12 protein-coding genes and 2 tRNA genes are annotated in these 13,330 nt (G+C 39.5%); 10 read left to right on the top strand and 4 right to left on the bottom strand.

Translation table 11 applies throughout. The annotated features are described in order from the left end of the window. Window positions 1-25: 25 nt before the first annotated feature. Window positions 26-1,879 carry a glutamine--fructose-6-phosphate transaminase (isomerizing) gene (gene glmS, locus DC082_RS02515; RefSeq protein WP_109235613.1) on the bottom strand — a complete coding sequence of 618 codons (1,854 nt, stop codon included), beginning with the start codon at window positions 1,877-1,879 and terminating at the stop codon, window positions 26-28. 351 nt (window positions 1,880-2,230) lie between these two features. Between glmS and DC082_RS02510 the strand changes: the two genes are divergently transcribed. Next, entirely contained in the window at window positions 2,231-2,809 is a 579-nt protein-coding gene (locus tag DC082_RS02510; protein ID WP_094567177.1) for a HutD/Ves family protein, read from the top strand. Window positions 2,810-2,969: 160 nt separating this feature from the next. Here DC082_RS02510 and DC082_RS02505 read toward each other — a convergent pair whose 3' ends face one another. Then, on the bottom strand, window positions 2,970-3,752 hold the full coding sequence (locus tag DC082_RS02505; protein WP_109235612.1) for a restriction endonuclease: 783 nt from the start codon (window positions 3,750-3,752) through the stop codon (window positions 2,970-2,972). 329 nt (window positions 3,753-4,081) lie between these two features. Here DC082_RS02505 and DC082_RS02500 point away from each other — a divergent pair. The 8 genes from DC082_RS02500 (at window position 4,082) to DC082_RS02465 (ending at window position 10,009) form a co-directional block, all read left to right on the top strand. Then, a tRNA-Met gene (locus tag DC082_RS02500) sits at window positions 4,082-4,158 on the top strand. Window positions 4,159-4,201: 43 nt separating this feature from the next. Next, window positions 4,202-4,278, top strand: a tRNA-Met gene (locus DC082_RS02495). Window positions 4,279-4,705: 427 nt separating this feature from the next. Further along, the gene (locus DC082_RS02490; RefSeq protein WP_109235611.1) at window positions 4,706-4,912 is read left to right on the top strand and encodes a hypothetical protein; all 207 of its coding nucleotides are present in this window, start codon (window positions 4,706-4,708) and stop codon (window positions 4,910-4,912) included. A 25-nt stretch (window positions 4,913-4,937) separates the two neighbouring features. Next, window positions 4,938-5,432, top strand: a complete 495-nt coding sequence (locus DC082_RS02485) for a DUF2335 domain-containing protein (RefSeq protein ID WP_109235610.1) — start codon at window positions 4,938-4,940, stop codon at window positions 5,430-5,432. 330 nt (window positions 5,433-5,762) lie between these two features. Continuing rightward, window positions 5,763-6,311, top strand: a complete 549-nt coding sequence (locus DC082_RS02480; protein WP_109235609.1) for a lipocalin family protein — start codon at window positions 5,763-5,765, stop codon at window positions 6,309-6,311. 28 nt (window positions 6,312-6,339) lie between these two features. Then, on the top strand, window positions 6,340-6,957 hold the full coding sequence (locus DC082_RS02475; protein WP_109235608.1) for a metallophosphoesterase family protein: 618 nt from the start codon (window positions 6,340-6,342) through the stop codon (window positions 6,955-6,957). A 239-nt stretch (window positions 6,958-7,196) separates the two neighbouring features. Then, window positions 7,197-8,123, top strand: coding sequence for a MetQ/NlpA family ABC transporter substrate-binding protein (locus DC082_RS02470; protein WP_109235607.1), 927 nt, complete (start codon window positions 7,197-7,199; stop codon window positions 8,121-8,123). A 467-nt stretch (window positions 8,124-8,590) separates the two neighbouring features. Next, window positions 8,591-10,009 (top strand): FAD-dependent oxidoreductase, encoded by a 1,419-nt coding sequence (locus tag DC082_RS02465; RefSeq protein ID WP_109235606.1) that lies wholly within the window; start codon window positions 8,591-8,593, stop codon window positions 10,007-10,009. A gap of 313 nt (window positions 10,010-10,322) precedes the next feature. Here DC082_RS02465 and DC082_RS02460 read toward each other — a convergent pair whose 3' ends face one another. Continuing rightward, window positions 10,323-11,522, bottom strand: a complete 1,200-nt coding sequence (locus DC082_RS02460) for a hypothetical protein (RefSeq protein ID WP_109235605.1) — start codon at window positions 11,520-11,522, stop codon at window positions 10,323-10,325. A gap of 11 nt (window positions 11,523-11,533) precedes the next feature. Further along, window positions 11,534-12,139 (bottom strand): tRNA 5-(aminomethyl)-2-thiouridylate-methyltransferase MnmM, encoded by a 606-nt coding sequence (gene mnmM / locus DC082_RS02455; protein WP_109235604.1) that lies wholly within the window; start codon window positions 12,137-12,139, stop codon window positions 11,534-11,536. 339 nt (window positions 12,140-12,478) lie between these two features. On the opposite strand from mnmM, the gene panB reads away from it, so the two are divergent. Next, entirely contained in the window at window positions 12,479-13,288 is an 810-nt protein-coding gene (panB, locus tag DC082_RS02450; protein ID WP_109235603.1) for a 3-methyl-2-oxobutanoate hydroxymethyltransferase, read from the top strand. The last annotated feature ends 42 nt before the right edge of the window (window positions 13,289-13,330 follow it).

The following is a 13,330-nucleotide window of genomic DNA, read 5'->3' as shown; positions in this document are numbered from 1 at the left end:
TGTTTTATCAAATTATAAAGATAAACTACTCGACAGTGAGTGATTTAGCGAGATTTCTCGGTTTATCGATATCCTCTCCTCGTTGTAGTGCCGCATAATAAGCGATTAGTTGGATCGGGATGGTAAAGAGGATAGGGCTTAAAAGATCACTCACTTCAGGTAGATGCATAATATGGGCTCCTTTGAGATCATCTAGTGGCACCTTGCTATCGGTAATAATAAAGAGTTGACCTTTACGCGCTAAAACTTCATGAAGATTGGCGCGGACCTTTTCAAAGAGGGCATCATCTGGGAGAAGAGCGATAATAGGCATCTGATCATCGACAAGCGCAAGCGGCCCGTGCTTCAACTCTCCTGATGGATAAGCTTCTGCATGAATATAGCTGATCTCTTTAAGCTTTAATGCACCTTCAGCCGCAATGGGGTAATGAATCCCGCGACCTAAATAGAGTGCGCTAGTTGCTTCTAAGAAGAGTGTTCCCCATTGACTTGCAAGTTCTTGGCAATTAAAGCTCTGAATAATCATCGCCGGTAATTCCCGCATCATCTGTAGATTATTTCTCGCCTCTTTGGAAGAGAGTCCTCCTTGGCTCATGGCAATACTATTGGCCAATATAAAGAGACTCATGAGCTGTGTTGTAAATGCTTTTGTAGAAGCAACACCCACCTCGATTCCTGCCTCGGTATAGAAGGAGCAATCACTCATGCGTGGCAGTACGCTCTCTTTGACATTGCAGATAGAGAGCGAACTCATTGCGCCAAGCTCTAATGCATGTTTAAGGGCTTCGATGGTATCTAATGTTTCACCCGATTGAGAGATCGTTATCACTAGCGTGTTCTCTTCAACAATCGGTGTGCGGTAACGATATTCACTGGAGATCTCTACAAGAGTTGGAATTTTGGCAATCTCCTCAAACCAATATTTTGCGACTAAGCCGGCAAAATAGGAAGTACCACATGCAAGAATCTGGATTCGTTGGATTTGAGGGAATAGCGCTACAGCCTTTTCTCCAAAAAGCGTCGGAGAGAATGGTGAGTGATCCGCTTCCGCCATCGTTTTCGCCATGGTATTTTCCAATACTGTTGGCTGTTCGAAGATCTCTTTGAGCATAAAGTGCTGATAGGTGCCGATATCAAGCTTCTCTAATGTGAGATCGGAAATTTTGATCTTATCTGTAATCTCTTCAGAAGAGAGCGCTTCTCCTTGGTAATTAAAGAGCGTCGGTTCACCACCGGCACGTAAGATAGCAAGATCCCCCTTCTCTAAATAGAGAAGACGATTTGTTTCAGAGATTATCGCCGCAATGTCGGAGGCGATGTAGTGGCTCTCTTCTCCTAATCCAATGATTAAAGGGCATCCTTGAGCTGTTGCGATCAGTTCATTAGGATTGTTTTGGTCTAAAACTAAAAATGCATAATTACCGCTAATAGTTGCGATAACATGCTTTACTGCTTCTAAGAGCGAATCATGTTTTGTGGAGGATTCGTGTAAAAGGTGCGCTAATACTTCCGTATCTGTCTCTGACTCAAAGTGATAACCGATACTTTGAAGGCGTTGTTTATGTTCATCATAACCATCAATAATCCCATTGTGGACAATCATTAAATGACTTGATTGATGAGGATGAGCATTTTCGATAGAGACGCCACCATGCGTTGCCCAGCGAGTGTGACCGATACCGATAGAACTCTCATAAGGAGAGGCTTCTTGGAGCAGATTTTCAACACGGCCTACAGCTCTGAGTCGTTTTAAATCATTTTTGTCTAAAAAGGCGATACCGACAGAATCGTAACCTCGGTATTCGAGCTGTTCTAAGCCGTTTAAGAGGGTTGGGAGGATATTCTTTTGTTGACTAATGATTCCGAAAATTCCGCACATTGTTCGCCCTTTATTAAATATTATTAAATGTCTGTTAAAGTGCGTATTTTAGAGGGAAAGCGGGATAATTTCTAATTAAAATTTTTAAAAACTAACACTTTTTTACTGCTCGAGTATGGTTGAGAGAGAGGACAAAGAGCCAAATAGAGCTAAAATAGTAGAGGGATCTATAGAGAAGAAGGCGCAATAAACGATAAAAATTTAAGCGATTAGAGGGAAGGAGATCATATTCTGCGGGATAACTTTTGCAATAGCAGGGAAAAGCCCCTATTATTGAGATCTATTAGATGTATAGACCTTTTCAGTATATGAGAAGATATTTAATCTAGATTGAGAGAGCTTAAGAAAATTATGGAACTTATAAAATACAGTACACTTATTGAAGAGCCTTGGAAAAACGGGTTAGGGACAACCCGCCAAATTGTTATTTGGCCATTAGATGCGGACCTTAGTAATTTTGAGTGGCGTGTGAGTGCTGCCGCTATCATCTTCCCAGGTCATTTTTCTCATTATCCAGGCGTCTCTAGAAGCTTAAGCGTTCTCTCAGGAAAGAGTGCCGAGCTGAAATTGGGAGAAACAAAACAGACACTCTCTTATCAAGGACCTATTGTGACCTTTGATGGCGGTGATCATGCGGAAGTGTTAAGTGCTGATGGTCCCGTTTTAGATTATAACGTGATGAGTCGTGATGCCGCGGTAGAGCATGAGCTTTCTTGCGTAACATTAAAGAAGGAAGAGGTCTACAATCGTAAAGGTGACTTCACTTTAGTCACTGTTTTCAAAGGTTGTAATCTTATTTTTGAAGGGGAAGTGGTCTATCTTGCTGAATATGATTCCGTCCTGTTTAAGAAGCATGATGGCGCTGATCTCGTTTTTGAGAGTGCCGACCCAACAACATCGATGTTAATTACCGAAGTTTGGTATAAGTAGTCGCGTATTTAAGGGGTTCATTTTAAGGTCTTCTTTAAAGGTTTTTAGTAACAGCTTCTATTAATGTTTCTATTAATGCTGTTAATTAAAAAATAGAGAGTATAAGTTAGAGCTATAATATCTTTAGATGTTGTAGCTTTTTTCTATCTGGATTTTACCTTTATGGTTGTAGATAGCGAATCATCTCACCTAGACGCTTTCGATCGATTAAGATCACATCAAGCTTAATCGCCGCCTCAATAGCCGCTTTAGTAAAGCCACTATTGGTAATCACAATAATACGATCAAGTTCATAGAGATCTTTTGCTGTATAGATCTCCTGAATCGCTGAGAGCGGGACATTTCGGGCCCATCTTTTGCATTGAAAACCATATTTGAGTTTCTCATGTTCAGCATAGACATCGAGTCCTTTATCATTACTATAAGGGGAGACGCGGATCTTTTTAAATTGATAGAGATGGAGAAGGTTTGCAACATAATGCTCAAATTTCTCCCCATCCATCTGATCGATCTCCTCTAAGGTATAGCTCGCAGTGCGTCGATCCTTCTCATATTCTCGGCGAAAGATATTGAGTGAGATAATTTTTCTTCCTACTCGTAAAACAAGATCGCCAATCGCCTTAAATGTAGGAATGATAGGGATAAGCGCCATAATACTTGGATAGAGCGGATTAACATGGCGAAAGAGCGCAATATAGAGCAGAAATCCGGCCCAAGCGGTTGTAATCATAAAAGCTTCTGATGCGGAGAGATAGAGCCAGCGACCGATACTAATAATAGGAATTAGCAGAAGAAGCGTAAAGTAGAGAACGCCAAGATAAGCAACCCAATGATTTTCAGAGTGAATAAGGGAGAGCCCCATTAGGGTTAAAACCGAAAGGGTAATCAATGGCATTGTGATATAGCCAAAAAAATATTTTGATATTGTAAATGCGCACTTCATCGTTATTAATTTTCTACTTTTCTGCGCAAACCTTGATTTAAACTAGCTTAAGAGAGATTATTCTACCATAAGATTATCTGATTAATCTCAAAAAAGATAAAATCGGACTTGAAAAAGTGATTTTTATTAAATTTAAGGAAGGATTAAGGAAGGATTTAAGAAAGGAATTTGATAGTACAGTTACAAAGAGCGTTGCTAGCAATAAAGCAGGAGAGGCGTAAAGAGGATAGAATAATGGTGAAAAGAGAGGATCTCGTTTAATTAGTGAGCAATTATAAAGATAGTGTTGACAGATATCGTGATACTATATAGAATTCCTTTCTAGTTCAGGACATATAGCTCAGTTGGTTAGAGCACAGCACTCATAATGCTGGGGTCGGTAGTTCGAATCTACCTATGTCCACCAAACCAGTGGTTTTAGAGTGCAATTTTAAGGCCACAAAAAATTAGGACATGTAGCTCAGTTGGTTAGAGCACAGCACTCATAATGCTGGGGTCAGTGGTTCAACTCCACTCATGTCCACCAACACAAAAAGCCCACTTTTTAGTGGGTTTTTTTATTGTCTAAAATTGTGTTTGACGGGAATTTTGACGGGAATACGGTTAAGTTAGACATAAAATTAATAAATATTCTGTTCTAAATTGATTGGGAAGGATATTACCTAATGATTCGTGAGCTCTTTCTTCATTATAACTTAAGACCGAAATCATTGATAAGGGTTATATGTGACGGATGGTAAGTGGTAGAATTAAGGTGATTGGTGGTAATATTATTATGTTTGGATGGGTAACAAACCATGTAAACTTGGTCAGTAATTCTAAAAGGGACATTTTCTAAATTTGATTATTTGAAGGTTTTCGCTATTTTCATAGAGCTATACTACAATAGATTAAATAATCAAATTTCTTCATTGATTGGAGAATATTATTAATATTTGCCGGAGGAAATAAGTATGCTATATGAAAAAAAAGGATTTTTACGATCTGTAGCAAGTATATTTATACAAGGCTCTAGCTATTATGACTATAAAAAAATTACTCAGAAATCCTTTAAAGAAGCTTCTACTGAGGATATTTTAGAAATATCTAAAGATTTTGAAAGAGTCACACAAAAATATATATCTGATAAAAATATAGAGCGATACGTTTTTGATAAATAAACTGTAGTATTACTATAGATTTAGCATGAGAAAAGAAAATCATCAGGCAGCTGAAAATAATAAGGACTCTCAGGCGAATGATTTAATACAAAAGCTTCAAAAGCAAGGTATTTTAGATGATGCTGCGCTGAAAGTCATATATGAAAATCCTGAAGCTGCAAAGGTTATTACTCAGATAGCTGTTCAACATAAACAGGAAAGTTACGATAGTCCATTTCCACACCTTGATCATCTGGAAAGATTTAACGAGCTCTATCCTGATGCTACTGAAACTGTTTTTAAGGAATTTGAGCGGCAGGGAAAACATCGTAGAGATATGGAGTCTATTATTGTAGATAGAGGAACAAAGTTTGATCTTAATGCTCAAAAATATGGATTTTTTACATCTATAATTTTAGTAATAGCAGCTTTGTTTGGAATGTATATGGGATGGGATGTTTTATCTTATGGAATTCTCGGCTTTGGTGTAGCTCCTATCGTATCTAGTTACTTTGGTAAATTTTCTAAAAAAGAAAAATAAAATTTAAACTTTGCTCTTAAAATCATTCCCAAGGCATTGTTATGAGGATAAACAGCTACTGTTCTGATTTATAACGTTAGATCATATCCATCAACACGAAAGCCCACTTTTTAGTGGGCTTTTTTATTGTCCAAATCTAAGCTCTTTTTTAGATCGTCAATAGCTGGAAGTGTGAGCTATATATCAGTATTCTTTGCTTCTCATTTATCCCTCCAACTCTTATTGTTTATACCATTAGTTATTTTTGTCATTATTTCTGGCAACAAGGTAAGATACTTTAATCTGGCCATATAGAAAACGTGATCTAATTAAAGAGAGAAGAGGGCTAACATGAGAAAATTATTATTGAGTCTTGTATTGGGGGGATTTGTCACTTTGGGGCAGATGGCATCTGCAAGTGATGTGAAAGCAGTCACTGACTTTGATAGTCAGCGTTATCTTGGGCAGTGGTATGAGATTGCGCGTCTACCTAACTTTTTTCAAGAGAAGTGTGTGGGCGATATTGCGGCTAAATATCATCGTGAAGGGGAGGGGATTGCTGTTGTGAATCGTTGCCGGGTTGCTGATGGCAAGATGGATGTTGCTACCGGTTTTGCGACCTTAGAAAATAGCAGTGGCAGCGAATTGAAAGTCTCATTTCTTCCTCGTTATCTTCGCTGGGTTCCTTTTACAAAAGGGGATTATTGGGTACTAAGAATTGATCCCGATTATCAGATCTCTTTAGTGGGAGATCCTGATCGAAAATATCTCTGGCTCCTCTCGCGTACACCTACTTTGTCGGCAGAGGTTATTAAGGATTATCTCAATAGTGCAAAGGAGATGGGATATCAGTTAGATAATATTATCTATACCCAAAATAGTGTGGGCGACCAGCAATAGATAATAGATAATAGATGGAAAATAATGCATGGGAAAAAAGTTAGAGATATTACATGTGACTGATCTGCACTATCAGAAGAAGCTCTATCGATGGATTGCTAAAGTAGAGGATCAATTTGATCTAATCTGCTTAACAGGGGATCTTCTCGATGAACGTGCTAATGATTCTGGTAAAAAACAGATTCGATATCTTAAACGATGGCTGGCAGAGCGAAAAACGCCAGTTATTATCTGCAGTGGTAATCATGATTATGTTAAAGAATCGATCGATTGGATGAGAGATCTACCTTATGGAGATGGTGATATTCACGCTATTTTAGGGCTAAAAATAGCCTCAATCCCTGAAGATTGCCGTGATTTTAGCCCATATTATGATTGTGATATCGTTTTGCATCACTATCCGCCTAAAGGAACGCCGACAGCATTTCATCGAAAGAAAGGTAAAGATGTTGGAAGTAAACGATTAGCGCGAGAGCTCCCTCAATTTAGATGTCAGCTACTACTATGTGGGCATGCACATCGTCCGCTTCTACCGATTTTTGTCCGTCATGGCATTAAGATCTATAACTCCGGTGGTGATCATGCGCCTAAACGTCCTCAATATAGTCGTATTACCTACTATCGCTCTAAGAAGAGTTCCGATTAGGTTATGCAGATCCTAAAATCAATTGTTAAGCAATTGATAAGCAAATAGAGCAAGAAGGTAAGAAGGCAATAGAGTGATAGAGCAATCTAAAAGTTTTAGATTGCTTTTTCTTTATCCGCTTCTCTTTTGGTAAAAAGCATGATACTTTTATTTTGTATATAAATCTTATATGTTTAGTTTTACATATGATCTTTTATTAGTTATGCAAAATTTTAGTGGTGCAGAGAAAGGAGAGCAGAATGGAGCGAGAGAGTATAACAAGTGGCACGGTGATAGTGGCTGCCGGCAATATGAGGGGAAAGAGCGCTAATCATCCCTTTGAATCAAGGAGAGGGAAAAACTCTTTTCGCCAAAAATTGGAAAAGAGCGTAAAAATAGCTGGACTCTTTCTTTTAGGGGGTATTCTAGCCGCCTGTGGTGATTCATCAGATGCAGATAAGGTATTGCGAGTTGGAATGCCGCCGAGTGCGCACAATATTTTAGTGGAAAAGGTTGTAAAACCGGAGTTAGAAGCGAAAGGATATGAGATTGTTTTTCGTAATTTTGGTGCATTACGGGATGCAAATAGCGCTTTAGTTGAAGGGGGAATCGATTTCCATACCGCTCAACATCAGGCTTATCTCGATGTCTATAATCGAGAAACAGGGGCAGATCTTGTCTCTGTTGTGCATACGCCTTCAATCCCTGCATTTATCTATTCTACTCGGCAGAAATCGTTAGATACGGTAGAAGAGGGCGCTTCTATTTTAGTGCCGAATGATCCCTCGAATGCGGCACGCTCTTATGCCTTATTGCAGAAGATCGGTTGGATTGAGTTAGATCCTCAAGTTGATTTGGCGATTGTGACGGCTAGAGATATCACCAAAAATAGTAAAAACTTACAATTTACAGAGGTGGATTCTGCCTTAATTCCTCGTCTTCTTGAGGAGATCGATTATGGTGTGATGCCGGGTGGTGTTGCATTATTAGGGGGAATAGGGCCTGAATATGCATTAGCTCATGAGACCTTTCTTCCTGATCTTGAACTGATGGTTACAGTGAGGAAGGAGGATCAAAATGCACCTTGGATTGATGATCTAAAAGCGGCATTTAAATCGGATAAGATGCGCCACTTTATTGAAACTGATCCTGAAATTGCCGGCTGGTTTATCTGGCCTGAAGGTTAGAGATTCATTTTCTTTCTTAAATGATCGCGATAAATTAAGTTTAAAATGAGTCATTTTTTAACTAAGTGTGAATATTTGTTGATCAATCCCCCCTTTTATCTTTAAGAAAAAAAGGGGGTTCTTTTTTAAGGATTTCAGTAGGTAATAGTACTTAATTAAAATGATAGTCACTCTTAAATGTCTCTTTTTTTAAAAAGATAACATTCAGATTAACTCTTTAGTTGCTTGATAATAGCGATCTTTTTAGAACTATTTTTTGTGAAATGTCTAATCTTATAAAAAATATTCTGTTTTTTTGTGAAATATTTTTGGGGAGCTAAAAATAGATCTCGCTTCATTGAAAAAAATTATCACTTTAGAATAGTTGCTAAAAATTGATCATGATCAATAAAATTTTCTCATGATAAGATACGCGCTTATTAAACTTTTAGGCGTTTTAACATAATTATTTGAAGTGGAGTTTTTATATGAGTATTTCACGTAGAAAATTTCTTCTAGGTGCTGGTGCTGTCGGCGTTTTAGGGGCGGGTGCAGCTGTAACCCCAATGATTCGTAGAGAAGGTACCTTAATTTCAACAACTTCTCGCGCACCATATGTTGCGGGAACTGAAGGTCCTTTACCGAAAGAGTCGGATGTGGTGATCATCGGTGCGGGTATTCAAGGAATTATGAGTGCGATCAACATGCGTGAGCGTGGTATGAGCGTGACAATTGTTGAGAAGGGTGAAGTTGCAGGGGAACAATCAGGACGTGCTTATAGCCAAATTATCAGTTATAAAACAGCACCAGAGATCTTCCCACTTCATCACTATGGTAAAAAGTTATGGCGTGAGATGAATGAGCGTGTCGGTGCTGATACCTCTTACCGTACTCAAGGTCGTGTAGAAGCCATTATCACACCTGAAGAGTTAGCGACCGTTCAAGAGTGGATTGCCGTTAATTCACAAAATCCAGGATTTGATACACCTTTAAAGACCCGTATCATTCAAGGTAAAGAGTTAGCAGATCGTCTTCCTAATGCACAAACAGCTTGGGAAATTGCAGGTTTTGAAGAAGATGCCGGAAGTGTTGATCCAGAACGTGGTACGACAGTTTTAGCAGAATATGCGAAACGTATCGGCGTGAAGATCTTTACCAACTGTGCAGCGCGCGGTATTGAGACTGAAGGTGGTAAAATTGCGGAAGTTGTGACGGAGAAAGGGGCAATTAAGACCAATCTTGTTGTATTAGCAAATGGTTTCTGGGCGCGTCTCTTTATGGGTAATATGGGTGTTGATCTTCCTACGCTCAATGTCTATCTCTCACAGCAGGTTGTCGAAGGAGCAGAAGGCGCACCAAGAGGAAACGTTCATCTTCCAAATGGTATCCATTTCCGTGAGCAGTCGGATGGGACTTATGCGGTTGCACCTCGTATCTTTACAAGCTCTATTACAAAAGATAGCTTCCTTTTAGGGCCTAAGTTTATGCACCTTTTAGGTGGAGAAGATCTACCATTAGAGTTTAAATTAGGAAGCGATCTCTACAACTCATTTACCATGAAAACATCATGGAGCATGGATGAAGTGACTCCATTTGAAGAGTATCGTGTCGCTACTGCAACACCTAACAACGAACATCTTGATGGTGTATTTGATCGTATGAAGGCAGAGTTCCCACAATTTGCAGATTCTAAAGTGATCGAGCGTTGGGGCGCATGTATTGCACCGACCGCAGATGGATCACCCATTATCTCTGAAGTTGAAAAGTATCCAGGTCTTGTGATCAATACGGCAACAGGTTGGGGTATGAGTGAGAGCCCTGCAGCAGGTGAACTTACGGCTGATCTTATTATGGGTAGAACACCGATTATCGATCCAACGCCATACAGCATTAAGCGTTTCTCATAATTATCGGTATAGTTCTATTCTATCTGCTATAACCTCATCTATTCATCTCAATTAATTGACTCAATTAATTGGAGTTAGTTGAGGTTAGTTGAGAGTGATAGATATTAGTAGAATAATGCAGTTCTATTGAGTTCGCTAAAAATGGTAAACCCAACGGTTTCTCTATCGTTAAGATAGTAAGCCGTTGGTTTTTTTTATGGTCAATCTTTAATTATTTAATTTTTGATTATCTGATTATCTGAGTATCTGATTATTGCTTATCAGATACTCTGAATGCTTTTGTTTTTTGTCGAAAATCCATGCTAACGTTCCGCTAGAAACTTGCATTGAGTAGATAGGCATCGCCTCTTCTTGGTGCATGTTTACGAATGCGCTCCATCTCTGCCGGGATCTGAATAAATTGATTAGTCATCTCCACAATACAGCGATCGAGCTGATCATTGCCGCTACTCTTATAGATGCCTGTACGTAGAGGATTTTCATAGATAATAAGCGCAACACGATATTGGCGATTTTGCCCTTTGATATAACGATCATAACATTGGGTCGATTTAAGAGAGACATTGTACTCCAATCTACGAATGTGGCTCTCAGCAGCATTATAGATATTGCGATAAGCTCTCACTTCAGCTTTTTCTATCTTCTCTTCTTCTGTCTGCTTCTCCTCTTCGATCGGTATCGGTTCACTATCGGGAGAATCGAGGTAGTGGACGATAAGGGGTGTCGATTCTGCTTTTTGCATCTCTTCAAGAACTTCATCAATCTCTACAACTTCATCATTGCTCTCATCAAGCATCTCATCTTCTATTTCATCGAGTGAGTCATTAACGGCATCATCTACTGCTACGTCGTTCTCCTTGAAGTTTTGTGGGTTATATTGTTTAAGAAGATCGATAAATTGAGGTGAATAGTAGTTCGGTTGATCGCTATCATCTTCACTCTCTTCCCAGTTTTTATCGAGAAATGGTGTCTCTTCTAAGAGTGCAATCGCATCATCTACTAACTTTTGGTAAGGATTCTCTTCTGTTGTGATGATTCGGCGATAATCTCCCGCCTCTCTTGGAGGAAGAATATTATCTTGCAGATATTCGCCATCCTCAGAAATATTACGTTGGTAAGGAAGCGCTTCATCTGATTCCTCTTCTACATCTTTTGTATCTTCGTTCTCTGCTTCCTCTCTTTTCTCAGCATCCTCTTCTAAAGATTCATTTCCGGGAGCATTTTCTCTCTCTTCTTCTGTAGAAGCCTCTAATTCTGCTACTTCCGGTGCTGTTGCTTCCTCCTCGACCTTTTCCTCAATCTCCTCATCAGTTTTCTGATCGATCTCGCTCTCTATTGTTTGATCTGTTAAAGGTTCTAGCTCATTAGTCGGAATAAGTGTTACCGCTACTAGATCCTCCTGCTGATAGAGTTCAATACGATTTTGCTCATCATGGAGCATCAGATAGCCAATGCCGGCATGTAAAAATAAGGCGATGAGTAGGGCGATGATAAAGAGGGTGCGATCATTCATAGAATCTTCAATTATTCCATTGAGTCAGCAGAGTTGTAGGCTCTCTCTATTAGATAGAGAAAGGGAGGATTATTTTTCTGATTGATAAATTGCTGGCAAAAGACATGATATTGTCGTTGATCCAAAGTTGAGAGATATTGCGCTAATTGATCTCGCTCCTCTTTTCCTGCCTCATGACCATGATAGACAGCAATCACCATTATGCCATAAGGCTTGAGTCGTAAAAGTCCAGCTTTAACACTTTGAAGGGTTGATTCTGCTACCGTTGTGATCGATTTATCGCCCCGAGGAAGATAGCCGAGATTGTAGATAATAAAATCGACGCGCTCTTCAGGTGCAAGATAGCGATCAAAATGGATATGGCTATCGTGAATTAACTCTATTTTGGGAAGCTTAATATCTGCCTCCTCGAGCAGTTGTTGGCTTCGCTCGATCGCTTTTTTCTGGATATCAAAGCTATAGAGGCGACCTTTCGGTCCTAACCGTTGCGCAATCTTGAGAGTATCTTGTCCATTACCTAATGTTGCATCAATGACCGTACTTTCCGGTATTATAAAACGCTCAATATAGCGGTCGATAATGGGATGGATAGAGGTTAAAAATTGGTAACGTTTCATAGCGATCTGATCTGCCTATTACAACTGTTGATGGATATATAAGGATAAGAGCTATTAATAGATATTTGATGGCTCTTTTATAAGAGTCTAGCGATCTTCATTAAAATCGCTAACAAATAGGAGTATCATATCATGTTTATGTGCTGTTATTGAGCAGATAAAGCAAGCTAAAAATATTACTCTTATAGAGGTTTTATAGATCCATTGTATATATCTATATATATATCTATTTGGACGACCTTGATCTAGATATAGATCTATATCGAGGTTGATACGATAAGTTTGTATCTGAGTTAATTGATGAACGCTTAGACAATCAAAAGAGAGGAGCGATAAGTAATGGCGAAGAGAAGAATTACCGATCTGCTGCAGATGAAAGCTGCATCAGAAAAGATAGCAATGTTAACCTGTTATGAAGCAGGTTTTGCAAAAGAGATGAAAAAGGCTGGTATTGATGCCATTTTAGTAGGAGATTCATTAGGAATGGTAGTGCAGGGACATGGTTCGACACTACCGGTTACATTGGAAGAGATGATCTACCATACGGAAAATATTGTGCGGAGCCATCCTGATGCATTTATTGTGGTTGATCTCCCTTTTGGATCGTATGAAGGCAGTTGTGAAGAGGCATTTCGTGCAGCTTCAGCATTGATGAAGGCAGGTGCAGAGATGGTTAAGCTCGAAGGGGGTGCCGGCATGGCAAAGATAACGGCCTTCTTAACAGCAAGAGGTATTCCGGTCTGCGGTCATGTTGGGCTCTTGCCACAATCGGTTCATCTTATCGGAGGATATCGCGTTCAAGGACGGGATCTACAAGTGGCAGCGCAATTGATTGAAGATGCCAGAGCGCATCAAAGTGCCGGGGCACAATTGATGGTTGTCGAGTGTGTTCCTGAAGAGGTGGGAGAAGCACTCTCTATTGCGCTCGATATTCCTGTGATCGGTATTGGTGCCGGTGCTTTAACGGATGGGCAGGTCTTAGTGATGCACGATATGCTCGGTGTCAGAGGAGATGTTGTGCCTCGTTTTGTCAAGAATTTCTTAGCGAGTAGTGCCGAGAAGGGTGATCCATCGATTGAGGGTGCTTTTAAGAATTATGTAACTGAGGTAAAAATGGGAGTATTCCCGGGAAAAGAGCATCTTTTCTAACGGTTTGAATTTTTTATTATGATAAAAGTCTTCAATAAATTG

Source organism: Ignatzschineria indica (genome assembly GCF_003121925.1).
Lineage (GTDB): Bacteria > Pseudomonadota > Gammaproteobacteria > Cardiobacteriales > Wohlfahrtiimonadaceae > Ignatzschineria > Ignatzschineria indica.
This window is presented reverse-complemented; position numbering and strand designations above follow the sequence as displayed.